At 66.7% G+C, this 25,051-nt stretch carries 23 protein-coding genes and 1 tRNA gene; 11 read left to right on the top strand and 13 right to left on the bottom strand.

Features of this window, described 5'->3' with window-relative positions:
• Positions 1–407 precede the first annotated feature (407 nt).
• Positions 408–839 carry a cupin domain-containing protein gene (locus tag ACTZWT_RS17625; protein WP_444770978.1) on the bottom strand — a complete coding sequence of 144 codons (432 nt, stop codon included), beginning with the start codon at positions 837–839 and terminating at the stop codon, positions 408–410.
• Positions 839–1,606: a hydroxyacylglutathione hydrolase gene (gene gloB, locus ACTZWT_RS17620; protein ID WP_444770960.1), complete on the bottom strand. Its 768-nt coding sequence runs from the start codon at positions 1,604–1,606 to the stop codon at positions 839–841. The genes ACTZWT_RS17625 and gloB overlap by 1 nt, the downstream gene beginning before the upstream one ends.
• Positions 1,607–1,782: 176 nt before the next feature.
• Between gloB and ACTZWT_RS17615 the strand changes: the two genes are divergently transcribed.
• Positions 1,783–2,547, top strand: a complete 765-nt coding sequence (locus tag ACTZWT_RS17615; RefSeq protein WP_444770959.1) for a class I SAM-dependent methyltransferase — start codon at positions 1,783–1,785, stop codon at positions 2,545–2,547.
• Between the two features lie 57 nt (positions 2,548–2,604).
• Here ACTZWT_RS17615 and ACTZWT_RS17610 read toward each other — a convergent pair whose 3' ends face one another.
• From ACTZWT_RS17610 to ACTZWT_RS17590, 5 genes are all read right to left on the bottom strand, one after another.
• Complete coding sequence (locus ACTZWT_RS17610) at positions 2,605–3,366, bottom strand: DUF4167 domain-containing protein (RefSeq protein WP_444770958.1); 762 nt, start codon at positions 3,364–3,366, stop codon at positions 2,605–2,607.
• Positions 3,367–3,957: 591 nt separating this feature from the next.
• Positions 3,958–4,836: a peptide chain release factor N(5)-glutamine methyltransferase gene (prmC, locus tag ACTZWT_RS17605; RefSeq protein ID WP_444770957.1), complete on the bottom strand. Its 879-nt coding sequence runs from the start codon at positions 4,834–4,836 to the stop codon at positions 3,958–3,960.
• Positions 4,837–4,872: 36 nt separating this feature from the next.
• A complete protein-coding gene (prfA, locus tag ACTZWT_RS17600; protein WP_444770956.1) occupies positions 4,873–5,958 on the bottom strand; it encodes a peptide chain release factor 1 in 1,086 nt (361 codons plus the stop codon).
• Between the two features lie 69 nt (positions 5,959–6,027).
• On the bottom strand, positions 6,028–8,295 hold the full coding sequence (ptsP, locus tag ACTZWT_RS17595) for a phosphoenolpyruvate--protein phosphotransferase (RefSeq protein WP_444770955.1): 2,268 nt from the start codon (positions 8,293–8,295) through the stop codon (positions 6,028–6,030).
• 302 nt (positions 8,296–8,597) lie between these two features.
• Positions 8,598–9,851, bottom strand: coding sequence for an aspartate kinase (locus ACTZWT_RS17590; protein WP_444770954.1), 1,254 nt, complete (start codon positions 9,849–9,851; stop codon positions 8,598–8,600).
• A 167-nt stretch (positions 9,852–10,018) separates the two neighbouring features.
• Here ACTZWT_RS17590 and ACTZWT_RS17585 point away from each other — a divergent pair, with 167 nt between their 5' ends.
• Together ACTZWT_RS17585 and ubiG are read left to right on the top strand one after the other, a co-directional pair.
• Positions 10,019–10,495: a PH domain-containing protein gene (locus tag ACTZWT_RS17585; protein WP_444770953.1), complete on the top strand. Its 477-nt coding sequence runs from the start codon at positions 10,019–10,021 to the stop codon at positions 10,493–10,495.
• A 15-nt stretch (positions 10,496–10,510) separates the two neighbouring features.
• A complete protein-coding gene (gene ubiG, locus ACTZWT_RS17580; protein ID WP_444770952.1) occupies positions 10,511–11,272 on the top strand; it encodes a bifunctional 2-polyprenyl-6-hydroxyphenol methylase/3-demethylubiquinol 3-O-methyltransferase UbiG in 762 nt (253 codons plus the stop codon).
• A gap of 169 nt (positions 11,273–11,441) precedes the next feature.
• Here the strand turns inward: ubiG and ACTZWT_RS17575 are convergent, their stop codons facing one another.
• Together ACTZWT_RS17575 and ACTZWT_RS17570 are read right to left on the bottom strand one after the other, a co-directional pair.
• On the bottom strand, positions 11,442–11,996 hold the full coding sequence (locus ACTZWT_RS17575) for an ActR/PrrA/RegA family redox response regulator transcription factor (protein ID WP_444770951.1): 555 nt from the start codon (positions 11,994–11,996) through the stop codon (positions 11,442–11,444).
• A 168-nt stretch (positions 11,997–12,164) separates the two neighbouring features.
• Entirely contained in the window at positions 12,165–13,487 is a 1,323-nt protein-coding gene (locus ACTZWT_RS17570; protein WP_444770950.1) for an ActS/PrrB/RegB family redox-sensitive histidine kinase, read from the bottom strand.
• Between the two features lie 108 nt (positions 13,488–13,595).
• On the opposite strand from ACTZWT_RS17570, the gene ACTZWT_RS17565 reads away from it, so the two are divergent.
• From ACTZWT_RS17565 to ACTZWT_RS17550, 4 genes are all read left to right on the top strand, one after another.
• Positions 13,596–14,390, top strand: a complete 795-nt coding sequence (locus ACTZWT_RS17565; RefSeq protein ID WP_444770949.1) for an ABC transporter ATP-binding protein — start codon at positions 13,596–13,598, stop codon at positions 14,388–14,390.
• Between the two features lie 232 nt (positions 14,391–14,622).
• Positions 14,623–15,453, top strand: a complete 831-nt coding sequence (locus ACTZWT_RS17560) for an ABC transporter permease (RefSeq protein ID WP_444770977.1) — start codon at positions 14,623–14,625, stop codon at positions 15,451–15,453.
• 130 nt (positions 15,454–15,583) lie between these two features.
• Positions 15,584–16,909: a polyhydroxyalkanoate depolymerase gene (locus ACTZWT_RS17555; protein ID WP_444770976.1), complete on the top strand. Its 1,326-nt coding sequence runs from the start codon at positions 15,584–15,586 to the stop codon at positions 16,907–16,909.
• A gap of 282 nt (positions 16,910–17,191) precedes the next feature.
• Positions 17,192–18,028, top strand: coding sequence for a M48 family metallopeptidase (locus ACTZWT_RS17550; protein WP_444770948.1), 837 nt, complete (start codon positions 17,192–17,194; stop codon positions 18,026–18,028).
• Between the two features lie 264 nt (positions 18,029–18,292).
• Here the strand turns inward: ACTZWT_RS17550 and infC are convergent, their stop codons facing one another.
• On the bottom strand, positions 18,293–18,832 hold the full coding sequence (gene infC / locus ACTZWT_RS17545; protein ID WP_041797822.1) for a translation initiation factor IF-3: 540 nt from the start codon (positions 18,830–18,832) through the stop codon (positions 18,293–18,295).
• Between the two features lie 340 nt (positions 18,833–19,172).
• On the opposite strand from infC, the gene ACTZWT_RS17540 reads away from it, so the two are divergent.
• The gene (locus ACTZWT_RS17540) at positions 19,173–19,961 is read left to right on the top strand and encodes an alpha/beta hydrolase (RefSeq protein WP_444770947.1); all 789 of its coding nucleotides are present in this window, start codon (positions 19,173–19,175) and stop codon (positions 19,959–19,961) included.
• Between the two features lie 102 nt (positions 19,962–20,063).
• Here ACTZWT_RS17540 and queG read toward each other — a convergent pair whose 3' ends face one another.
• Both queG and ACTZWT_RS17530 read right to left on the bottom strand, forming a co-directional pair.
• Positions 20,064–21,317, bottom strand: a complete 1,254-nt coding sequence (queG, locus tag ACTZWT_RS17535) for a tRNA epoxyqueuosine(34) reductase QueG (protein ID WP_444770946.1) — start codon at positions 21,315–21,317, stop codon at positions 20,064–20,066.
• Complete coding sequence (locus tag ACTZWT_RS17530) at positions 21,266–21,958, bottom strand: glutathione S-transferase family protein (protein ID WP_444770945.1); 693 nt, start codon at positions 21,956–21,958, stop codon at positions 21,266–21,268. Before ACTZWT_RS17530 ends, queG begins: the two co-directional genes overlap by 52 nt.
• A gap of 199 nt (positions 21,959–22,157) precedes the next feature.
• Between ACTZWT_RS17530 and ACTZWT_RS17525 the strand changes: the two genes are divergently transcribed.
• Positions 22,158–22,964, top strand: a complete 807-nt coding sequence (locus ACTZWT_RS17525) for an undecaprenyl-diphosphate phosphatase (protein WP_444770944.1) — start codon at positions 22,158–22,160, stop codon at positions 22,962–22,964.
• A 54-nt stretch (positions 22,965–23,018) separates the two neighbouring features.
• On the opposite strand, the gene ACTZWT_RS17520 is transcribed toward ACTZWT_RS17525, so the two are convergent.
• Positions 23,019–23,984 (bottom strand): complex I NDUFA9 subunit family protein, encoded by a 966-nt coding sequence (locus tag ACTZWT_RS17520; protein WP_444770943.1) that lies wholly within the window; start codon positions 23,982–23,984, stop codon positions 23,019–23,021.
• Positions 23,985–24,131: 147 nt separating this feature from the next.
• Here ACTZWT_RS17520 and ACTZWT_RS17515 point away from each other — a divergent pair.
• A tRNA-Leu gene (locus ACTZWT_RS17515) sits at positions 24,132–24,218 on the top strand.
• Between the two features lie 166 nt (positions 24,219–24,384).
• Positions 24,385–24,999 carry a ribonuclease D gene (locus ACTZWT_RS17510; RefSeq protein WP_444770942.1) on the top strand — a complete coding sequence of 205 codons (615 nt, stop codon included), beginning with the start codon at positions 24,385–24,387 and terminating at the stop codon, positions 24,997–24,999.
• Positions 25,000–25,051: the final 52 nt, after the last annotated feature.

The following is a 25,051-nucleotide window of genomic DNA, read 5'->3' as shown; positions in this document are numbered from 1 at the left end:
CTCGACCCGGCAATCCATCTTCTTCGCAAACAGTCATGTGGCGCGCTCGCGCGCGCGATGGATGCGCGGGTCAAGCCCGCGCATGACGTCGTTAGTGAGGCCAGGCCGTGACAAAAGAGTAAGCCATCATGCCTTGCGAAGGGTGATAGTAAGGTTGCCAGGCAATGCCACATTCTCAGCCGTCATCCCCCGCGTAAGCGGGTGATGGATTCACGATTGAAGCTCGTAGGATGGGTTAGGCGCACTTGCGCCGTAACCCATCACTTCGCGCACACCGTCGCACGATGGGTTACGCGCTTTGCGCTAACCCATCCTACGGGCTGCTGTTTCGGCGCCTTCGCCACGCTCGGCATCATCATCGGCATCTTCGGACAACGCGGTTGAGCCCGTAGCGGTCCGCAAGGATGTCAGGGCGGCGACCAGCCCGGCGGCGCCAGTTCGAATGTCGCGAAATCGAAGCCCGGCGCCACGGTGCAGCCGACCAGCGTCCAGTCGCCGGTCGCGGCGGCGGCCTGCCAGGCGTGCGGCGGCACGATCGCCTGCGGCACTTCGCCGGCTGCGATGTCCGGCCCGAGCGTGATCGTGCGGTGGCCGCTGTCGTCGGCGATCTGCAGCGTCAGCGCCGCGCCGGCGTAATAGTGCCAGATTTCAACGGCGTCGATGCGGTGCCAGTGCGAGCGCTCGCCGCGCGCCAGCAGGAAATAGATCGCGGTCGAGACGCTGCGGCCGGAGGCGTCGCAGCGCGGATCGCGAAACGTCTCGCGATAGTGGCCGCCTTCGGGATGCGGCGCGAGGCCGAGTTGCGCGATCACCTCCGCGGCGGACAGGGTCGCCTGCATCACGAATTGTTCTTGCGCTCGCGGATTTCGCCGAACACGTCGGCCGCGCTCTCGCCGGCCAAGCCGACCGCCGCAGCGACCGACGCCTCGTCGGCACGCAGGAACACATTGGCCTGCTTCTCTTCGCCGAGCGTCACCGGGATGGTCGGCTGGCCGGCGGCGCGCTGCTGCTCGACCTGTTTGGCGCGCGCCTGCAGCGCGGCGTTGTCGGGCTCGATGGTCAGCGCGAATTTGACGTTGGAGGCGGTGTATTCGTGGCCGCAATACAGCTTGAAGTCGTCCGGCAGCGCCCGCAGCTTCAAGAGCGATTCCCACATCATCGGATAGGTGCCCTCGAACACCCGGCCGCAGCCGATCGAGAACAGCGTATCGGCGGCGAACAGCGCGCGATCGTCGTCGAACACGTAGGAGATGTGATCGAGCGTGTGGCCCGGCGTCTCCAGCACCCGCGCGCTCAGTCCGCCGACCTTGACGACGTCGCCCTCCTGGACGCGCAGATCGACGTCGGCGATCTTGGCGTTGGCGTCGTGCGGCGCGACGACGCGGCACTGATACTTCTTCTTCAGCTCGGCGATTCCGCCGACGTGATCGCCGTGATGATGCGTCACCAGAATATCGGTCAGCGTCCAGCCTTCCTTCTCCAGCGCCGCGATCAAGGGCGCGGCTTCCGGCGCGTCGATCGAGGCGGTGGCGCCGCTCGACTTGTCGTGGATCAAATAGCCGAAATTGTCGGTGAGGCACGGAACGATGCGGATGTCGGCAGCCATGAGATCTCCCGGGAATTGGACGGTGCGGTTGCGCCCGACGTTGGTGGCGGCCGCCGGAGCGACGCAACACGGACTCTACCACGACGGCGAGTCCGGCGAAACGCACGAGAATGCGCGTGTCAACTCCGCAGCACGCCGCTTTGCCGGAGTGTCCACTGCCGTGGTAAAAGCTCGGCATGACGATCGACGTGGTCAATCTGCGCGAGTTCTACTCCAACCGGCTCGGCGTGGTCGCGCGACGCCTGATCAACCGCGGTATCCAGACGCACTGGCCGGATGCGCGCGGACAGCGCGTGCTCGGCCTCGGCTATCCGACGCCGTATCTCGGCCTGTTTCGTCATAATTGCGAACGCTGCATCGCCTTCATGCCGGCGGCCCAGGGTGTGCTGAAATGGCCGACCGCGCGCGCCACGCTGTCGACGCTGGTCGAGGAGCGCGCGCTGCCGCTGCCCGACGCCGCGGTCGACCGCATCCTGCTGGTGCATTCGCTGGAAATGTCCGACGACCCCGACGCGCTGCTGCGCGAGGTGTGGCGGGTGCTGGCGCCGTCGGGACGGCTGCTGGCGGTGGTGCCGAATCGCCGCGGCGTCTGGGCGCGGATCGACAACACCCCGTTCGGTCACGGACGGCCGTATTCGCGCTCGCAGATTTCCGACCTGCTGCGGCGGACCTGGTTCACCCCGGTCGGCTGGAGCGAGGCGCTGTTCGTGCCGCCGCTCGAGCAGGCCTGGCTGCTGCGCTCGGCGCCGGCATGGGAGCGGATCGGCGCCGCCACGTCGCTGCCGCTGGCCGGCGTCCATGTGGTCGAAGCGACCAAGCAGGTGGTGCGGCCGATCCAGGCGCGGCGCGAACGCACCCGGCTGATTCCCTCGCTGGAGCCGTCACTGGTGCCGTCGCCGATGCAGGCCGACGACAACGACCTGCCGGCGCGGCCGCGCTGAACGCAAAAGGGCCGCGCCGAAGCGCGACCCTTGCTGTCTCCAGCCGATCGGCCGGGCTTATTCGTTGCCGGGGGTGGCGTCTTCCGCGGGCGCCGGCGCTGCGGCGGCGCCTTCGGCGGTCCGCGGCGTATGCGGACGACGCCGGCGACGCGGCGGAAAGCGTTCGCCGCCAGCACCGGTCGCGCCCTCGAACGCCGCGGGGCTGATCTGCGGCTGCGGCCCGGTGATGAACGAGGGCAGCCGATCGACGCCGGCATCGACGCTCGGCTGCGGCTGCTCGACCCGCGGCGTGAATTGCGGCTGCGGCCGATGCTCGCGCGGCTGCGGCTGCTCACGCGGCTCCCGCGGCTGAAACTGCGGCTGTTCGCGGGGTTCGCGCTGTTCGCGCGGCTCGCGGGGCTGAAAGGATTGCGGCTGCTGCTGCACCGGGACGAGGCCGGGCTCGGCGCCGAAATTCGAGTAATCGGCCTCGCCGTCGTCGTCGCTCTCCGACATCTCGTTGTCGAGGCGGGGCGCCTGCTGCGGCTGGTTCTGCCGGAACTGCTCCTGCGCCGCGGCGATCAGGCGAAAGTAATGCTCGGCGTGCTGATAGTAGTTCTCCGCCGCGACCGGATCGCCGGAGGAGCGCGCGTCGCGCGCCAGCTGGACGTATTTCTCGGCGACGTGAGAGGCGGTCCCGCGGATCTTGATATCGGGTCCATTCGACTCGAACACCCGGGTCATCGGGTTCTGGCCGCGCCGGTTATTGTTATTGTTGTTGTTATTGTTGCTACCGCTGTTCCGGTTACGCAGCCGCTTGTTGTTCTGCCCGTTTCTCATGTCTTACCTTCTTACGAACCCGTTATATCCCGACAGTCGCGAAATCCCGACGGCCGCTTGTTCAGATTGGAGTGTGTTGCGGGGGCCAGGCATGCCGCTGCCCGTCATGAAACTATCCCAGTCATGAATCTGTCGAAGCATGCGCCGCCGGGCGCTCGGACGGCGCCGAACGCGACGACGCCGAACGCAATGCGACCACCCGAAGTGTTGACCCGCCCGGTATCGATCGTGCCGTATATCGCGTTCAGCAAAGACGCGTTCCCCAACTCCGGAGCGCGCCGTGCCGCGCCGGCCGGACCATTCAACGAGCCCGCCACAGCAGGCTCAGCTTCGCTTGCGTGAGTTCTTCAAGCGCAAATTCAGGCTTTCGTTCGCTTCGCGGTCGCGAGCAGCGCGGCTGTCTCAGCCTTCGCGCGCCATCAAACCCGCCGTTTGGGAACCCTTCTCGATCCGGGCTCTCGACAAGAACTCTGTTCTGTTCTGGTCTTTGACCGCAGACCCGCGGGACCAGCCACCCTGGACCGATATCCTGCCCGGAACGTAGTCGCTCTCGACCGATATTCCAAGCGTTTTTTGCAATCAATTCCGACATTAACCCGTCAAATTGCGCCCCACCACCGCCCGAAAAACGCCACCCAGATCGGGCCGCGGCGGATCGGCGACGGCCAGCCCGGCGGCCCGCATCAGCGCCGTGACGTCGTCGCTCTGGCCCTGCCCGATCTCGACCACCAGCGCCCCGCCGGGGCGCAGCAGCCGCTTCGATTCGGGGGCGATCCGGCGATAGGCGTGGAGGCCGTCGTCGCCGCCGTCGAGCGCGCGGCGCGGATCATGCGCTCGAACCTCGACATCGAGCGCGGCGATGTCGCGCGCCGGTATGTAGGGCGGGTTGGAGACGATCAGGTCGAACGAAGCGCCGAGCGCCGCGGCGTAGTCGCAGGCGACGAAGCCGGCGCGATCCGCCAGCCCGAGAGCGACCGCATTGGCCCGCGCGGCTCGTAGAGCTCCGGGGCTGATATCGGTCGCCAAGCCGAACGCGTCGGGGCATTCCGACAGCAGCGCCAGCAGGATCGCGCCGGAGCCGGTGCCGAGATCGAGAATCAGCGGGCGCGCGCGCGCCTCGGCGCGCAGATAGTCCAGCGCGACCTCGACCACGGTCTCGGTGTCGGGCCGCGGCACCAGCGTGTCGGCGGACAGCGTCAGCGACAGCCCCCAGAATTCGCGCCGGCCGAGAATCCGCGCCACCGGCTCGCCGGCCAGCCGGCGCGCCGCGAAGGCGTCGAGCCGGCTGGCCTCGTCCGGCGTGAGCCGACGCTCGGCCTGCACGATCAGTCCGGTGAGATCGAGCCCGGTCGCCTCCCCGACCAGCAGCCGGGCGTCGAGCTCGGCGGATTCGATGCCGGCGTCCCGCAGCCGCCGGCCGAGCGCCCGGCGCGCGGCGGCGATGGCAGTGCCTGCGAACGATCCGGTCACGCGCGCCGCGCCGCTGATCGCGCGCGGCCATGTCGCTTACGCCGCATGGCCCTGCGCGGCGAGTTGCGCGGCCTGGTGCTCGGTGGTGAGCGCGTCGATCAGTTCGCCGAGCGCTTCGCCGGCGATCACCTGCGGCAGCTTGTACAGCGTCAGATTGATGCGATGATCGGTGACCCGTCCCTGCGGAAAGTTGTAGGTCCGGATCCGCTCCGAGCGGTCGCCGGAGCCGACCTTCTCCTTGCGCTCGGCCGAGCGGGCCGCGTCGAGCCGCTGCTGCTCGGCGTCGTAGATCCGCGAGCGCAGGATGTTCATCGCCGAGGCGCGGTTTTTGTGCTGCGAGCGGCTGTCCTGCATCATCACCACGATGCCGGTCGGCAGATGGGTGATGCGGATCGCCGATTCGGTCTTGTTGACGTGCTGGCCGCCGGCGCCCTGCGCCCGCATGGTGTCGATCTTGAGATCGTCCTGCCTGATCTCGACGTCGACCTCCTCGACCTCGGGCATCACCGCCACCGTCGCCGCCGAAGTGTGGATGCGGCCCTGCGTCTCGGTGTCGGGCACCCGCTGGACGCGATGCACGCCGGATTCGAATTTCAGCTTGGCGAAGGCGCCGCGGCCCTTCACTTCGGCGATGATTTCCTTGTAGCCGCCGACGGTGCCTTCGGAGGCCGAGATCACCTCGACGCTCCAGCCCTGCAGCGCGGCGAATTTCTCGTACATCCGGAACAGATCGCCCGCGAACAGCGAGGCCTCGTCGCCGCCGGTGCCGGCGCGGATTTCCAGCATCACGTTGCGATCGTCCATCGCGTCCTTCGGCAGCAGCGCGACCCGGATCTGCTGGATCAGTTCCTCGCGATGGGCGTCGAGCGCGTCGCGCTCGGCTTCGGCCATCGCCCGCATCTCGGGGTCGGTGGCCGGATCCTCGAGCAGTTCGTCGATGTCGCCGAGTTCGTCGCGCACCTCGCGATAGGCCTTCACCGCCTCGACCAGCGGGTTCAGCTCGGACAATTCGCGGGTGATGCGGACGTAGTCGGAGGCGCCGACCTCGCCGAGCAATTGCGCTTCGAGCGAGGCGTGATGCGCGAGCAGGACGTCGAGCTTGGCTTCGGGCAGTGTGGACATCGATCGGTCTCGGACAGCGAAGGCGAAAACGGAAAAGGCAACGGCGGGGCGACGGCGCGGAGATCGTCGCTACAACGACAGCCCGTGGGCCTCGGCGAATTCCGCGAGCTTGTGCCGGATCGAGACGCTACCGGACGGCAGATCGAGCAGCGGCGAGATCGCCGCTTCGGCCTTGGCGGCGTCGAGTTCGAGGATCATCGCCTTGACCGGGCCGTGCGACACCGCCGACACCGACAGCGCGCGGTAGCCGATCGCGATCAGCGCCAGCGCGCCGAGCGGCTGCGACGCCATCTCGCCGCACAGCGACACCGAGCGCTTGGCGGCCTTGGCCTTGCGGACGATGTCGCGCAGCGCGCGCAGGATCGGCGCCGACAGCGTGTCGAAGCGGTCCGACACCTTGGCGTTGCCGCGGTCGACCGCATACAGGAACTGGAACAGATCGTTGGAGCCGACCGAGATGAAGTCGACCTTCTTCAGCAATTCGTCGAGCTGATACAGCAGCGCCGGCACCTCGACCATGGTGCCGACATCGACCCGCTCCGGCAGCGTGTGGCCGTGCTGGCGCAGATAGGTCAGCTCGCGCTCGACGATCGCCTTGGCGGCATCGAATTCGGCGACTTCCGAGATCATCGGGAACATGATGCGCAGATTGCGCCCGCCGCCGGCGCGCAGCAGCGCGCGGATCTGGCTGCGCAGCAGGCCCGGCCGATCCAGCCCGAGCCGGATCGCACGCCAGCCGAGCGCGGGATTTTCCTCGACCACCGTCTCCATGTAGGGCAGCGCCTTGTCGCCGCCGATATCGAGCGTGCGGAAGGTCACCGGCTTGGAGCCCGCCGCATCGAGCACGGCGCGGTACAGCGCGAGCTGATCGCTGGAGCGCGGCAGGCTCTGGCCGATCATGAACTGCAGCTCGGTGCGGAACAGGCCGACGCCGGACGAGCCGGTGTCGTCGATATGCGGCAGGTCGATCGCCAGCCCGGCATTGATCATCAGGTCGATCGGCTGGCCGTCGGTGGTGGCGCAGGCGAGATCGCGCAGCGCCGAATACTGCGCCTGGCGGCGGGCACGGAAGCGCACCCGCTCGGCATAGGCGGCCTCGACTTCGGCGGACGGCCGCACATAGATCGAGCCGGAGGTGGCGTCGACGATGATCGCGTCGCCCGGATCGGCGATGCCCGGCGCGTTCGGCACTTCGCCGATCGCCGCGATGCCGAGCGCGCGCGCCACGATCGAGACGTGGGAATTCGCGGTGCCTTCTTCCAGCACCAGGCCGCGCAGCCGCTTGCGGTCGTAATCGAGCAGCGCCGCGGGGCCCATCGAGCGCGCGATCAGGATGGCGTTGTCGGGCAATTGTTCGCGTGACGGCGCGTGGTTCTGGCCGACGAGCTGGCGCATCAGCCGGTGGCCGAGGTCCTCGAGATCGTGCAGCCGGTCGCGCAGATAGGGATCGGTCGAGCGCAGCATCCGGGCGCGGGTGTCGGACTGGACGCGCTCGACGGCGGCTTCCGCGGTGAGGCCGGTGGCCACCGCCTCGTGCAGCTTGTGCGACCAGCCGTGGTCGTTGGCGAACATCCGGTAGGCTTCGAGCACGTCGCGATGGTCGCCGCCGTCGGCGACGTCGCCGCGCTCCAGCAGGCGGTCGAGGTCGGCGCGCAGATTCGCGAGCGCGGTGTCGAGCCGCCGGATCTCCTTGGGCAGATCCTCGGCGATGTAGTTGGTGATGACGACGCGCGGCTCGTGCAGCACGACATGGCCGAGCGCGATGCCGTCGGACAGGATCGCGCCGGTCTTGTGGATCGAGTGCCGCGCCGCTGGCTCGGCGCCGGGCTGCGCCAGCGCCGACAATTCGCCCGAGGCGATCATCTCGGCGAGCACCATCGCGGTGGTCTGCAGCGCCTCGACTTCTTCCTCGACGTAAGTGCGCTTGGCGCGGTTCTGCACCACCAGCACGCCGAGCGTGTTGCCGGCGCGCAGGATCGGCACGCCCAGGAACGAGTGATAGATCTCTTCGCCGGTCTCCGGGCGGAACGAGAATGCCGGATGGCTCTGCGCGTCGGACAGATTCAGCGGCGTCGCCTCGGAGGCGACCAGACCGACCAGACCTTCATGCGCGGTCAGCACGGTCTGGTGAACAGCCTCGCGGTTGAGGCCTTCGGTGGCGTAGAGTTCGAGCGTGTTGTCGACCCGCAGGACGTAGGTCGAGCACACCTCCGCCACCATATTGGCGGCGATCAGCACCACGATCTTGTCCAGCCGTTCCTGCGCGGAGACCTGCTCCGCCATGGTTTCACGGAGCCGTCTCAGCAAGACGCGGGGGCCGCCCGACGTGCTCCGCATATGCCGACATCTCCCCTGAAAAGCGTCACCACCGCCGGCCTGCGGTGCCGGCGACGAACCTCTGGACGCAGCGTCGCCGGGCCGCGATCCGCCCCGGCCTTCGAAGCAAGCCGGGACCAGGCCGGTTCACGGCCCGATTCCAGCCTTCGCGACGCACCGGAACCGGCCGTTCAGCCGTCTCGCCGGCGCCGCGCGCCCTTCAGGCCGTATAGCGAATTGACGCTTGATTTGCCAAGCAAAACGCCTGCCGCGGGCAACGGCGACGAACGCCGCGCCCGGCCCGAAATCACTGCAAAATTGTTCTAAACTTGATCCAATCCGTACAAAGTATGCAACGTCCGTACCGCGAGCTCGGTATAGGCGGCGTCGATCAGCACCGAGAACTTGATTTCCGAGGTGGTGATGGCGCGGATATTGATGTTGCGGGCGGCCAAAGCGGCGAAGGCCTGGGCCGCGACGCCGGCATGGCTGCGCATCCCCGAACCGATCACCGAGACCTTGGCGACGTCGGTTTCGCTGTCGAACCGGGCGTAGCCGATCTTGTCCTGCGCCGAAGTGATGGTCTGCTTGGCGCGGGCGAAATCCGCCGCCGGCACCGTGAAGGTCAGGTCGGTGGTCTTGCCGTCCTCTGAGACGTTCTGCACGATCATGTCGACGTTGATATTGGCGTCGGCCAAAGGCCCGAAGATCGACGCCGCCACGCCCGGCTTGTCCTCGATCCGGCGCACCGAGATCTGGGCCTCGTCCTTGGAAAAGGCGATGCCGGTGACGACGTGGTTCTCCATGATTTTCTCCTCGCTGCAGATCAGCGTGCCCGGCGGCGTGCCGTGCGGATCGATATCTTCGGGTTTGTCGAAGGAAGAGCGCACGAAGATCGGCATGTTGTGCACCATGCCGAGCTCGACCGAGCGGACCTGCAGCACCTTGGCGCCCTGGGAGGCCAGTTCCAGCATTTCCTCGAACGCAACCTTGTCGAGCCGCCTGGCCTTCGGCACCACGCGGGGGTCGGTGGTGTAGACGCCGTCGACATCGGTGTAGATGTCGCAGCGGTCGGCCTTCAGCGCCGCCGCGATCGCCACCGCCGAGGTGTCGGAGCCGCCGCGGCCGAGCGTGGTGATGCGCCCGGTTTCCGGATTGATGCCCTGGAAGCCGGCGATCACCGCGACTTCCTTGCGGTCGCCGAAGCGCTTGATGATCTCGCTGCCGTCGATCTCGACGATCCGGGCCGAGGCGTGGGCGTCGCTGGTGCGGATCGGCAGCTGCCAGCCCTGCCACGACCGCGCCTGGATGCCGAGCGCCTGCAAGGCGATCGCCAGCAGTCCAGACGTCACCTGCTCGCCGGACGCCACCACCGCGTCGTATTCGCGGGCGTCGTGCATCGGCGAGGCCTCGGTGCACCAGGCCACCAGCTCGTTGGTCTTGCCGGCCATCGCCGACACCACCACGGCGACCTCATGGCCGGCGTCGACCTCGCGCTTGACATGGCGCGCGACGTTCTGGATGCGCTCGATATTGGCGACGGACGTGCCGCCGAATTTCATCACCAGCCGGCCCATGACGAATAGTGCAATCCCTGCAGACAACGAGTAATGATGGCGCGGGCTTCGCGAGATAGGCGCCGCGAGGCGCGTATACACAGCGGCGCTGTTCCGGGCAAGCAATCGAGACCGCGACCAGGATGATTCGCGCCGGACAGGCGGTCGGGAAAGGCGTCTGAGACGGCATGGGGTACATCGACCAGATCCTGCAGCCCGGGGAGAAGGTGCTCTATTCGGCCAAGCCGCACTGGATCTTCTATCTGCCGGCGCTCGGGCTGTGGATCATCGTTGCCGCGGTCGTCGGCCTGACCCGCATTCCCGCCGTCGTCGCCATGGACCCGCGCATCGAGATCGGTATGCTGGGACTGGCTGCAGTGATCGGGGTGTTCGCGCTGTATTTGACGCTGAAGGCCTGGTTCCATCGCTGGACCACCGAGACCGACGTCACGTCGCTGCGGCTGGTCCATAAAACCGGATTCATTCAGCGCCGTACCTTCGAGATGAGCCTGGACAAGATCGAGAGCGTTGACCTCGATCAGAGCATCCTCGGCCGCGTTCTCGACTATGGCGACGTCACCGTTCTGGGCGTCGGCGAGGGGCGGGAAACCATCCGGACCGTCGCCGCCCCGCTGGCGTTCCGAAGTTCAATAACCGCGCGATAGGAGCACGGCGCATCCATGGCACTGCAATCCGAATCTCCCGGTCCCGTGTCGCCTTCGGTCGATCCGGCCGAAATCGCGAAATTCTCCAAGCTGTCGGCGCAATGGTGGGATCCGACCGGCAAGATGGCGCCGCTGCACCGGATCAACCCGCTGCGGATCAGCTTCATCCGCGACGCCGCCTGCCGCAAATTCGACCGCAACGCCAAGAGCCTGAGCTGCCTGTCGGGGCTGCGGATGCTCGACATCGGCTGCGGTGCCGGGCTGCTGTGCGAGCCGTTCACCCGGCTCGGCGCGCAGGTGACCGGGATCGATCCGTCGGCGACCAACATCGCGGCGGCCAGGATCCACGCCGACAAGTCGCATCTGCCGATCGACTATCGCTGCACCACGGTGGAGGAGATCGACCCGCGCGAGCGCTTCGACATCGTGCTGGCGATGGAAGTGATCGAGCACGTCACCGACGTCGGCGCTTTCCTCGGCCGCTGCGCGGCGCTGATGAAGCCGAACGGGATCATGGTGGTGGCGACGCTCAACCGCAACTGGAAGAGCTTCGCGCTGGCGATCGTCGGCGCCGAATATGTCATGCGCTGGCTGCCGCGCGGCACCCATCAGTGGGACAAGTTCGTCACCCCCGCCGAGCTCGAGCAGCACCTGCACGGCTTCGGGCTGGTCGTCACCGAACAGTCCGGCATGGTGTTCAACCCGCTCGCCGACCGCTGGAAGCTGTCGGCCGACATGGACGTGAACTACATGGTGGTGGCCGAGACCGCGCCGTAGCTCGATCGACGCGATGCACGGACTCCTCATCCTGAGGAGGCCGTCGAAGCCGGGCGTCTCGAAGGATGCGGCCACGGGTGCGGCGCATGGTCCGGGACGGCGCTTCGCTTCTCACCATGAGGTTATAATTGTGGTGAGCGTCCCGGAACGCCAATACTGATACGAACGCTCAGCGCGGGGCGCGCTTGGCGAGAATGCGCTGCAGGGTGCGGCGGTGCATGTTGAGGCGGCGCGCGGTTTCCGAGACGTTGCGGTTGCACATCTCGTAGATCCGCTGGATGTGCTCCCAGCGAACGCGATCGGCCGACATCGGATTGTTCGGCAGTTCGGATTTCTCATTCCCGCTCGCCAGCAGCGCGGCGACGACGTCGTCGGCGTCCGCCGGCTTCGACAGATAGTCGACCGCGCCCATCTTCACCGCGGTGACCGCGGTGGCGATGTTGCCGTAGCCGGTCAGCACGATGGCGCGCGCGTCGGGGCGCTCCTTCTTCAGCGCCGACACCACGTCGAGGCCGTTGCCGTCGCCGAGCCGCAGATCGACCACCGCGAAAGCCGGCGCCGCCTTGCCGATCTGGGCGAGGCCGCTGGAAACGCTGTCGCAGGACGTGACCTCGAAGCCGCGGGTTTCCATCGCCCGTGACAGCCGCTCGAGGAACGGCTTGTCGTCCTCCACGATCAGCAGCGAGCGATCGGCGTGGTCGTTCAGTTCGGGGATGGCGTTCACGGCGCGGGATCTCCTATGCGTCTTCAGGCGAAGTGGAACCGCTTCGCCTGACGAGAACGCGTCAAAACCAGAATCGGCAACGTCGACGCAAAAGATATGGCGACGGGGTGCGACAATGCCAAGGCCCGGCCGCAGCCCGGGCCCTGCGACCGGACCGCGCGCCCCCGGTCAAGCCTCTGCGATGGCAGCGGTTTCCGAATTCTCGAAGCGGGCGCGGGGCCAGGTGAGCTGGACCACCGCGCCGTGGTCGGGGAACAGCTTGTTGCGGAACGAGACCTTGGCGCCGGTGCGCTCCAGCAGGGTGCGGGCGATGAACACGCCGAGCCCGAGGCCGGAGCGCTCGTTCGGCGCGTCGTCGGCATGGCGGCGGCGCGACAGATACGGCTCGCCGATCCGCTTCAGCAGATCGGGTTTGATGCCCGGCCCGTCGTCCGAGATCATGATCTGCACGGTTTCGGCATTCCACCAGGCGTTGACCTCGACCGCGTCGCGGGCGAAGTCGACGGCGTTCTCCATGATGTTGCCGATGCCGTAGAGGATCGCCGGGTTGCGCATCACCACCGGCTCGGCGGTGCCGGAGACCGCCACCCTGATCTTGATGGCGACGCCGAAATCGCGGTGCGGGGCCACCGCCTCCTCGATCAGCGTCGACAGCGGCATCTTGTCGAACGGCGCCCCGGCGGCGTTGAGATGCGAGATCTTGGCGAGGATCTCGCGGCAGCGCTGCGCCTGCTCGCGCAGCGTCCGCAGGTCGCCGGCCATCTCCGGCGGCGCGGTCTTCTCCAGCTCGCGCGAGATCAGGAAGATGGTCGACAGCGGCGTGCCGAGTTCGTGGGCGGCGGCGGCGGCGAGCCCATCGATCTGGGTCAGATGCTGCTCGCGCTCCAGCACCAGTTCGGTCGCCGACAGCGCGTCGGCGAGCTTGCGGGCCTCCTCGGTGACCTGGAACGTGTAGACGCTGGTGACGCCGATCGCGAGCAGGATCGAGAGCCAGACGCCGATCAGATAGATCTCCGGAAGCTGCACCGCCTCGTCGCCGGCCCAGGGCAGCGGCTGGTGGGTGTAGCCGAGCAGCGCCGCGCAGCTCGCGGCGAAGATGCCGAGCGCGATCGTCATCCTTGTCGGCAGCGCGGTGGCGGCGATCAGCACCGGGCCGAGGAACAGGAACGCGAACGGGTTCTGCAGCCCGCCGGTGAAGTACAACAGGCCGGCGAGTTCGGCGATGTTCAGCGCCAGCAGCAGCGCCGCATAGATCGGCTCCATCCGCTGCATCGGATTGAACGCGATCTGCAGGCTGAGATTGACCACCGCCGAGGCGAAGATGATGGCCAGACAGGGCAGCACCGCGAAGTCGAATTCCAGCCCCTGGGCGACGATGAAGATCGCCGACAATTGCCCCAGCGCCGCGAGCCAGCGCAGCCGCAGGATGGTGTCGAGCCGGACGTGGCGGCGCGGATGGCGGAAATCGGCGGAGATCAGATCGTCGGACATGGGCCGACCCTACCCGTCGCCGCGCGCGTTCACAATTCGCGCCGGGGTCGCGGACGCCCGCGTCGGCGCTTGCGCAGTCCGGCCGCAATCGGCAAACAGGCCGCCATCATGACCGCCGAGCCCACTCCGAAGCAGACCTCGCCCGCCGCCGCGCCCATCGCCGCGATCGAGGTCGCGCATCTGGTCAAGGTCTACAAGGCGGCGCGGGCGGTCGACGACATCTCGTTCAGCGTCGCGCGCGGCAGCATCACCGGGCTGCTCGGCGGCAACGGCGCCGGCAAGACCACCACGATCGCGATGATCATGGGGCTGGTGCTGCCCACCGCGGGCCACATCCGGGTGCTCGGCCACGACATGCCGGAGCAGCGCGCCGACGTGCTCGGGCGGATCAATTTCGAAAGCCCCTATGTCGACATGCCGTCGCGACTGACGGTGCGGCAGAACCTGCGGGTGTTCGGCAAGCTTTACGACGTGCCGGATCTGCCCGGCCGGATCGCCGAACTCGCCGCCGATCTCGACCTCGGCGAATTTCTCGACCGCGCCAGCGGCAAGCTCTCGGCCGGGCAGAAGACCCGCGTGGCACTGGCGAAGGCGCTGATCAACCGCCCCGAACTGCTGCTGCTCGACGAGCCGACCGCCTCGCTCGATCCCGACACCGCCGACTGGATCCGGTCGCATCTCGAGACCTATTGCCGCCGGCACGGCGCCTCGATCCTGCTCGCCTCGCACAACATGCTCGAGGTCGAGCGCTTGTGCGACCGCGTCATCATCATGAAGCGCGGCCGGATCGAGGACGACGACGCCCCGGCCGCGATCATGGCGCGCTACAACCGCGCGACGCTCGAAGAGGTGTTCCTCGACGTCGCCCGCGGCCGCGACCGCGAGCAGGGCGATCCGCTATGAGACACAACCTCTCCCTTGGTCGGTTCCGCGCAGCTGCGTTCAGCCGCCGCCTCCGCAACATGTCGTCCCCGCGCAGGCGGGGACCCATAACCCCTGGCTTCCCGGTTGAAACAAAGTCTCTGTCTCCGAGCTTCCAACGCGATGCTGCGGCGTATGGGTCCCCGCCTGCGCGGGGACGACAGAGTGATGGACGGTGCGAAACACTGTGGGCGAGCGGCGTGAGGGCACGACCATGCGCTCGCTGATCGGCAGCCTCGAATTCGGCCGCGGCATCGCCTGGCACCGCATCGCCGCGATGGTGCTGCGCTATTGGTACCTGCTGCTGTCGTCGTGGCCGCGGCTGCTCGAGCTGTTGTACTGGCCGGCGCTGCAGATCATCACCTGGGGCTTCCTGCAGAGCTACATCGCCGAGAACGCCGGGTTCTTCGCCCGCGCCGGCGGCACGCTGATCGGCGCGGTGATCCTGTGGGACATCCTGCTCCGCGGCCAGCTCGGCTTCTCGATCTCGTTTCTGGAAGAGATGTGGGCGCGCAATCTCGGCAACCTGATGATGAGTCCGCTGAAGCCTGTCGAGTTTCTCGCCTCGCTGATGATCATGAGCCTGATCCGGCTGGCGATCGGCATCGTTCCGATGACGTTGCTGGCGATGATCTTCTTCGACTTCAACCTGCTCGGCTTCGGGCTGCCGCTGATCGCGTTCTTCTGCAACCTGATCTTCACCAGCTGGGCGCTCGGCATCTTCGTATCGGGCCTGGTGCTGCGCAACGGCCTCGGCGCCGAGAGCATCGTCTGGACGCTGATGTTCGCCGTGATGCCGCTCGCCTGCGTGTACTATCCGGTGTCGGCGCTGCCGCACTGGCTGCAGCCGATCGCCTGGGCGCTGCCACCGACCTACGTGTTCGAAGGCATGCGGGCGCTGCTGATGCAGCATCAGTTCCGCGCCGACCTGATGCTGTGGTCGCTGGGGCTGAACGCGGTGCTGTTCGCGGCCGCGTTTGTGAGCTTTATGCTGATGCTGAACAGTGCACGGCGGCACGGATCGTTGATTCAGAGCGGCGAATAGGCCCTTTCCGGACAGCTTTTGGCCGCCGCCTGTGCTCATAATTCGATCTACGGATTGACGCATCCTGACCCAGCGGCCACTATGCTGCGGTGCGAGAAGAGCCAGGGAAACAAATAAGATGCCGGTTAATATGCCCGTGATTGGTGAGTTTGGCCGTCCGCCGGAGATGCCAGCGGAAGTCAGTCCGGCGATGACCACGCCGATGTACTGGTTCTACGAACTCGCTCACGCGTCGCTCAATCCGGCGCGGGCGATGTCGGACGCGACGCGGCTGATGTTCAAGAACCCGATGAATCCGTGGAGTCACACCGACCTCGGCAAGTCGATCGCGGCGGCCTGCGAAGTGTTCGAGCGCACCACGCGCCGCTACGGCAAGCCCGAATGGGGCCTCGACACCACCGAGGTCAACGGCATGCGCGTGCCGATCGAAATTCACAATGTGTGGGAAAAGCCGTTCTGCCGGATGTTGTATTTCGAACGCAAGCTGGAGCACCCGCTGCGCCATCCGCAGCCGCGGGTGCTGATCGTGGCGCCGATGTCGGGCCACTACGCGACGCTGCTGCGCGGCACCGTCGAGGCCTTCCTGCCGACCCACGAAGTCTACATCACCGACTGGACCGACGCCCGGATGGTGCCGGTCGCCGCCGGCCGGTTCGATCTCGACGATTACGTCGACTACGTCATCGAGATGCTGCGGACGCTGGGCGGCAACATCCACGTCGTCGCGGTGTGCCAGCCGTCGGTGCCGGTGCTGGCCGCGGTCTCGGTGATGGAAGCCAATGACGACCCGTTCGTGCCGCTGTCGATGACGCTGATGGGCGGCCCGATCGACACCCGCCGCAATCCGACCGCGGTGAACAACCTCGCCGCCGAGAAGGGCATCGACTGGTTCCGCAGCCACGTCATCACCAAGGTGCCGTTCCCGCATCCGGGCGTGATGCGCGACGTCTATCCGGGATTCCTGCAGCTCAACGGCTTCATCAGCATGAATCTCGACCGCCACATGGACGCGCACAAGAACCTGTTCAACCATCTGGTCCAGGGCGACGGCGACCTCGCCGACAAGCACCGCGAATTCTACGACGAATATCTGGCGGTGATGGACCTCACTGCGGAGTTCTATCTGCAGACCGTCGATCTGGTGTTCGTCAAGCACGCGCTGCCGAAGGGCGAGATGACCCATCGCGGCAAGCTGGTCGAGCCGTGGAAAATCAAACGCGTCGCGCTGATGACCGTCGAGGGCGAGAACGACGACATCTCCGGCATCGGACAGACCGAAGCGACGCACACGCTGTGTAGCTCGATCCCCGACGATCGCCGCGTGCACTACGTGCAGAAAGGCGTCGGACATTACGGCGTGTTCAACGGCTCGCGGTTCCGCTCCGAAATCGTGCCGCGGATTTCCGACTTCATGCTGTCGGCCGCGAACAGCGCGCACGCGAACGCCGCGGAGTAACGCGCGACGCAACGAGTCCCCGCGAGTAATCCACGTGAGTAATCCACGTGAGTAACGGGGATCGTTGTCGCGGCCGGCGCGGTTTGCATCGTGGAATCAAACGGAAGCGCGATGTCCTAGGGGTCGGGGGCATTGTGGGAATCTCGATTCAGCTCCATTTCAATGAATGAGGACTGAGTCATGATTCAAAGCCGATAATTGAATCGAAATTCGCGAAAATTTCGGGTTCCGGCACCCATGTTGTAGGGGGATCGACGCGCGATCACCCTGTATATTGGGCAAATGATTTGTTTTCGCGCCGGGCGCTTCCAATGGCGGCGGATATGGCAGACTCCAGGTGACCTCCTGTTGTCCGGATCTGCAGAAATGGCCTTCCGCGCACTCCTCTATCGGCGGCCCACCGAGCCGTCGACCATCCCCGTTCGTCACGGCTCGCATTTTTTCGCCGTTCGCATCCGGCGTCATCGCCGCGCGACGCGCTACACGCTGCGCATTCATCCGAGCGATCGCGAAGCGATTCTGACGATGCCGCCGCGCGGCACGCTCGCCGACGCCAAGGATTTCGCACAGCGTCACGGCGCGTGGATCGCGGCGCGTCTCGGCCGTCTGCCGAAGGCGGCGCCGTTCCAGCCCGGCACGCTGGTGCCGCTGCGCGGCCACGACCACAAGATCGTTCACCGCGCCGGCCGCGGCACGGTGTGGACCGAAGTGCGCGAGAGCGGCGAGCGCATCATCTGCGTCGCCGGCGAGCTCGACCACATCGACCGCCGCGTCCACGACTTCCTCAAGCGCGAGGCGCGCGCCGACCTGCAGAAGGCCTGCGACCGCTACGCGCCCGAGCTCGGCGTCAAGGTGAAGCGGCTGTCGATCCGCGACCAGTCGAGCCGCTGGGGCTCGTGCACCTCGGCGGGATCGCTGTCGTTCTCGTGGCGACTGATCCTCGCGCCGTCCTATGTGCTCGATTATCTCGCCGCGCACGAAGTCGCGCATCTGGTCGAGATGAACCACTCGGCGCGGTTCTGGCGCGTGGTCGGCAAGGTCTGTCCGCATATGGAGCGCGCCAAGACCTGGCTCGACACCCACGGCAACGACCTGCACCGCTACGGCATCAGCGACTGAGGGCGCTTGCTGCCGGCATCGTGCCCGGGGCTTCCCCCACCCCAACCCTCCCCCGCAAGGGCGGGAGAGGGAGCCCGCCAAGCGTGATGCACAGCCCCACCACAGCCGCTGAATGCCCCCTTTCCCGCCTGCGGGAGAGGGTTGGGGTGAGGGTGACGCGGGCACGGCGTGTCGATGAGGCGCCGAAGCAGCCGAAAGAAAAAGGCCCGCCAGATCGACTGACGGGCCTCACGCATACTCAAATGTAAAACGGCTTGCTGCGCCTCAGCGCGGCGCCAGCACCATGACCACCTGACGGCCTTCGAAGCGGGCGTCCTGCTCCACCTTGGCGATCTCGGCGACGTCGGCCTTCACCTTTTCCAGCAGCTTGGTGCCGATTTCCTGGTGGGCCATTTCGCGTCCGCGATAGCGCAAGGTGATCTTCACCTTGTCGCCTTCCTCGAAGAAGCGCTGCATCGCCTTCATCTTCACGTCGTAGTCGTGATCGTCGATCATCGGGCGGAGCTTGATCTCCTTGATCTCGACGATCTTCTGCTTCTTGCGCGCCTCGGCGGCCTTCTTCTGCGCCGAGTACTTGAACTTGCCGTAGTCCATGATCTTGCAGACCGGCGGACTGACGTTCGGCGAAATCTCGACCAGATCCATGCCGGCTTCCATCGCCATCTTGATCGCGACGATGGTCTCGACCTTGCCCTGGTTCACACCGGCCTGGTCGATCAGCTGGATCTCGTGATTGCGAATTTCATCGTTGGTGCGCGGCCCATCCTTGGCAACGGGGGGCGGGGCTCTGTTGGGACGGCGAATGGTGGCTTCTCCAATATTGTGAACGTTGGTGGCGAACGATCAGATCAACGCATGTCACAGAAATATCGACGGCTGTGCCGATCAGATCATGCGCTCCATATAAGTCAGAGCGCGACCGGACGCAAAACCGGGATCGCCCCGGTTTTCTCCGCCGAGGCACATGCCCTTCCTGATCGCCGCGCAGTGTGACGGAAGAACCCCGACCCGGCAAGCCAACTTCCGCCTAAGCGGAGCGAAGACCGGCCGATTCGCGGCATTTCCGCCACGCCGGACCCGCGCCCGGCGTTGACGGCGCGACGCCGCGTATAGCAAACCAACTCCGCAACGAGGCCCTTGATCCATGACAAACACCTCCTCCGCTCCGGCTTCCGACTTCATCACCGTCGGCGACGGCCCGGCGCAGCGCCGGATCGCGGTGCAGGCGCGGGCGGGCAGCGGGCCCGGGCTGTTCTGGCTCGGCGGCTTCAATTCGGACATGACCGGCACCAAGGCGGTGGCGCTCGACCAATGGGCGGCCAAACGCGGCCGCGCCTGCGTCCGGTTCGATTATTCAGGCCACGGCACCTCCTCCGGCGCCTTCGCCGAGGGCACCATCAGCCGCTGGCTCGAAGACAGCCTCGCGGTGTTCGAGCATTTCTGCAAAGGCCCCCAGGTGGTGATCGGCTCCTCGATGGGCGGCTGGATGGCGCTGCTGCTGGCGCGCGAACTGAGCCGCCCCGGCGGCACGGGCGCCGCGAAACTCGCCGGCCTGGTGCTGATCGCGCCGGCGCCGGATTTCACCGAAGCGCTGATGTGGAAGGGGTTTTCGCCCGATATCCGCCGGCAGATCGAGACCGAGGGGGTGTGGATGCGGCCGTCCGAGTATGGCGAGCCGTATCCGATCACGCGCGCGCTGATCGAGGACGGCCGCAACCACCTGCTGCTCGGCGGCGCGATCAGCACCGGCTGCCCGGTCCGCATCCTCCAGGGCAAGCAGGACCCCGACGTGCCCTGGACCCACGCCTTCGCGCTGACCGAACGGCTGCCCTGCGAGGACGTCGTGCTGACCCTGATCCAGGACGGCGACCACCGGCTGTCGCGGCCCCAGGACATCGCAAGGATGCTGGCGGCGGTGGAGGAGATCGGGTGAGCTGTTCCTCGGATTGGAGAACCTCTCCCCTTGTGGGAGAGGGTGGCAGCCGAAGGCTGCCGGGTGAGGGGTGTCCCGAGCACAGTGTCCGCGGCTAACCCCTCATCCGGCACGGACTGCGTCCGTGCCACCTTCTCCCACAAGGGGAGAAGGACGTGCGTCCGTCCACTCCGCCCGCACACTCTCGTCCGCTTCACCGACGACATGCCTCTCGCGCAGCGCCGCGAACTGATCGTACGCACTTAACTGCCCGAGCGCCCAAACCGCTGCGCCGCGCACCACCGGATTGGCGTCGCCGAGCAGCCTTTCGGCTTCCGCCGCCAGCCCGGCATCGCCTGAATTGCCGATCGCGATCAGCACGTTGCGGATGAAGCGGTCGCGCCCGATGCGCTTCACCGGCGACTTGGTGAACAGCGCCCGGAACGCCGGATCGTCGAGCCGCACCAGATCCTGCAGCGACGGCGCCCGCAACGCCTCGCGCGCGGCGAGCTTGGCCTCGCGCCCCGCCTGAGCGAACTTGTTCCAGGGGCAAGCCGCCAGACAATCGTCGCAGCCATAGATTCGGTTGCCGATCGGCCGACGGAATTCGTGCGGGATCGGTCCCTTGTGCTCGATCGTCAGATACGAGATGCAGCGCCGCGCATCGAGTTGATACGGCGCCGGGAATGCCGCGGTCGGGCAGGCGTCGAGACAGGCGCGGCACGAGCCGCAGCGATCGGGCTCAGGCTCGTCGCGCGGCAACTCCAGCGTGGTGAAGATCGCGCCGAGAAACAGCCACGAGCCGAATTCGCGCGACACCAGATTGCTGTGCTTGCCCTGCCAGCCGATGCCCGCCGCCTGCGCCAGCGGCTTCTCCATCACCGCAGCCGTATCGACGAAGACCTTGACCTCGCCGCCCGCGGTCGCGACCAGTCCGCGCGCGAGCTGCTTCAGCCGCGACTTGATGACGTCGTGATAATCGTCGCCCTGGGCATAGACCGAGATCGCGCCGCGATCCCTCGTGTCGAAAATCGATCGCGGATCGGCATCGGGACCGTAATTGACCCCGAGCATGATCACCGAGCGCACCTCGCTCCACATCGCCCGCGGGTCGGCCCGGCGCTCCGGCCGGTCGGCCAGCCAGGCCATCTCGCCGTGGCGGCCGGCGTCGAGGTAAGCGAGTAGCTGTTCGAGGGCGCGGGGGGTGGAATCCGGCGCGCAGACCCCGAGCGCGTCGAAGCCGAGCGCCTGCGCCTGCTGCCTCAGCTTTGTCACCAGTTTGCCGCAAGCCTCAGCGGGGTCTGAATCGTCTCCCGGGGCGGCGCTCAGAAGTCCAGATCCACGTAAGTCCGCGACGCCGGCACCCCCGCCAGCCACTCGCTCAGCAGCGGACGGAACGACGGCCGCGACTTGATGCGCGCGTACCAGGCCTTTGCCGCTTCGTCCTCGATCCATGGCACGTCGCCCAGATAGTCGATCGCCGACAGATGCGCCGCCGCCGCCAGATCGGCGAAGCTCATGCGGTCGCCGGCGAGAAAGTTCCGGGTCCGCGCCAGCCAGCCGATATAGGCGAGATGATAGCGCACATTGGCGGTCGCGGCGCGGATCACATCCATCGCCGGCGGCCCGCCGCCGTCTTCCTCGCTCATGAAACGCTTGTAGATCCGCTCCGTCACAAGCGGTCCGCTGGCCTCCTCGAAGAACTTGTCGTTGAACCACGACATCAGCCGGCGCACTTCGATCCGCTCGGCGGTCGAATGCGGCAGCAGCCGGCGATCACGCAAGCCCGCGCCATGGGTCTCGTCGAGGAACTCGGCGATGACGTCGGCGCCCGGAATCGGCGGATAGCCTTCGCCCACCAGCACGGGTGTGGTCCCGGCCGGATTGAGTGCGAGGAAAGCCGTGCGCCGCTCCCATGAGCGTTCTTCCACCAGCCGCAGGTCGAGACCGTGTTCGCCGAGCGCGAGCCGGACGAACCGGGACTGCGGGCAGAACGGATGATGGAAAAGGGTGTACATAGCGACCTTGATAGTTTCGCAGGCTTAACAAACGGTGGCCGGGACAACGATTTGACCCTGCCCGCGGAGGTGCCGGACGCGTGATGCGCGGCCGCGTGGCACGCCGGCTTTCGGCGCATTTTTGACGTTGCGGCATGCAATCGAATAGGCGACAAGGTCGCGCCTCTTGCGAGACCGATCCCTCCCAGCGGACAATCCCATGCTTTCCGATATCATCAGAGCCGTCATTCTCGGCGTGGTCGAGGGTGTCACCGAGTTCCTGCCGGTGTCGTCGACCGGCCATCTGCTGCTGGTGGGGCGATTCTTCAATCTCGGCGAGGGCGATTTCTGGAAGACCTTCGACGTCCTGATCCAGCTCGGCGCGATCCTCGCGATCCTGGCGCTTTATTTCGCCAAATTGTGGCGAATTGCGCTCGGGATGTTCTCCGATCCGGCGGCGCAGCGTTTCATCATCGGCGTGCTGGTCGCGTTCCTGCCAGCGGCGGTGATCGGCGCTGCGGCGGGGTCCTACATCAAGCTGTTTCTGTTCAATCCGTGGGTGGTGTGTTTCTCACTGATCGTCGGCGGCGCGATCCTGCTGTGGGTCGATCAGCTCGACCTGAAACCGCGCCACCACGACGCCACGACGTTTCCGCTGTTGATGTATTTCTACATCGGATGCGCGCAATGCGTGGCGATGATCCCCGGCGTGTCGCGCTCAGGCGCGAGCATCGTCGCGGCGATGCTGTTCGGCGCCGACAAGCGCGCGGCGGCCGAGTTCTCGTTCTTCCTGGCGATCCCGACCATGGTGGGCGCCTTCGTCTACGATCTCTACAAGAGCCGCGCCGACCTGACGACCGACCATATGACCATCGTGGCGGTCGGCTTCGTGGTGTCGTTCATCACCGCGATCATCGTGGTGAAGACCTTTCTCGGCTACGTCACCCGGCATGGCTTCGAGCTGTTCGCGTGGTGGCGCGTCGTCGTCGGCACGCTCGGCCTGATCGCGCTGGCGATGGGGCGCTGATCGCCTGCCGACAGACGCCGGAGCCGATGCCCCGGCATCATTCCGCGTCGGTGACTACGCGTTCTTGCGCGCGAACTCGCCGGTCCTGCGGAAGCGCCAGAGATAGGACGGCACGATCGCCTGCATCGAATCCGGCGTGATGCCGAGCCCCGGCAGCGTCAATCCGGCGCTCTTGGCGGCCTCGGACACGACGTTGTCGACCTTCAGCAGCTCGACCTGATCCGGCGTCAGCTTGAGGCCGCCCGGCGCGAATTGCAGCAGCATCGCCTGCATGCGGGCGAGCCCGAACGGCAGCGGCAACATCAGCCGCTTGCGGTCGATGGTCTCGAGAATGATCTCGATGATCTCGCGCATCGTCAGTTGTTCCGGACCGCCGAGCTCGTAGGTCGCGCCCGGCCTGGTGTTGCCGTCGACGGCTTCGGCCACCGCGGTCGCGACGTCGCCGACATAGACCGGCTGCAGCTTGGTGTCGGCGCCGACCAGCGGCATCACCGGCGACATCCGCGCCAGCGCGGCGAAGCGATTGGTGAACTGGTCCTCGGGGCCGAACACCACCGACGGCCGCAGGATCGTGGCCTGCGGCACCGCGGCCAGCACCGCCTGCTCGCCGGCCGCCTTGGAACGGGCGTAGCGCGCCGGCGAGTTGGCGTCCGCGCCGATCGCCGAGACGTGCACCATCCGCGCGCCGATCGCCGCGGTGGCCTTGGCGATCGCGGCTGCGCCCTCGGCCTGCACGGAGTCGAATTTCTGCGCCCCGCCCTCCGCGAGGATGCCGACCAGATTGATCGCGACGTGAGCGTCGCGCATCGCCGCCTCGATCGAGGCCGGATAGCGCAGATTGGCCTGCACGGCGTGAATCTGGCCGACCCGCCCGAGCGGCTGCAGATGCCCCGCCAGCTCCGGCCGCCGCACCGCCACCCTGATTCGGTAGTCCCGCCGGGCCAGCGCACTGACCACATGGCGGCCGATGAAGCCCGAACCGCCGAAAACCGTGACGAGGGTGTCGATGTTGGAAGTCATGCAGGGTCATCCTGTGGAGAAACGAAGCGCCGGAAGGCCTTCATTCTGGCGGTTTCGCGTTACGGCATCAACCTTTCGCTGTACAGCGGAATTGGAGCCGCGAAGCAATTTGACATTTCCGTATCGGGTCCCTATCAACCCGCCCGGGCCCAGGTGGCGGAATTGGTAGACGCGCTGGCTTCAGGTGCCAGTGGCTTCACGGCCGTGAAGGTTCGAGTCCTTTCCTGGGCACCACTCGCCCGTTGCCCTGAAGCTGATGCCGAGCCCTACGATTCTCACCGCAGGATTCGGCGCCGCGCTCGCCTCGCGCCGGTCGCGGCGATAGGTTGAGCGGGCGATTCGAGGCCGGTTCCGGCTTCTCCTTCAACGTCCGAACTCAAATCTTAGGATTGGCCTGACCATGACGATCCGTCTGCATCGCGGCGATCTGCCGGATCTCGCGCGCTATACGACTTCGGTGGCGATCGACACCGAGACGATGGGGCTGCATCCGCATCGTGACCGATTGTGCGTGGTGCAATTGTCGAACGGCGACGGCAGCGCCGATGTGGTGCAGATCCCGCAGGGGCACAACGACGCGCCACATCTGAAGAAGCTGCTCGGCGACCCGAATGTCGTCAAGATCTTCCATTTCGCGCGGTTCGATCTCGCCGCGCTCTACAACGCCCTCGGGGTGATGCCGCAGCCGGTGTACTGCACCAAGATCGCCTCGCGGCTGGCCCGGACCTACACCGACCGCCACGGTCTCAAGGATCTGGTGCGCGAGTTGCTCAACGTCGACCTGTCCAAGCAGCAGCAATCCAGCGACTGGGGCACGGACACGCTGAGCGACGCCCAGCTCGCTTATGCGGCCTCCGACGTGCTGCATCTCCACGCGCTGCGCGACAGGCTCGACACCATGCTGGCGCGGGAGAACCGCACCGAGCTGGCGCAGGCCTGCTTCGGATTCCTGCCGCATCGTGCCCGGCTCGACCTCGGCGGCTGGAGCGAAGAGGACATCTTCGCGCATTCTTGAGGAATTCGGGCCCGATTCGGCGGGCGGGCCCGCCCCGTTTCGGTCATACTCC

This window comes from Rhodopseudomonas sp. NSM, assembly GCF_052445935.1.
Taxonomy (GTDB): Bacteria; Pseudomonadota; Alphaproteobacteria; order Rhizobiales; family Xanthobacteraceae; genus Rhodopseudomonas.
Note: the sequence above shows the minus strand (reverse complement) of the source record. Positions and strands in the feature narration are given on the sequence as shown.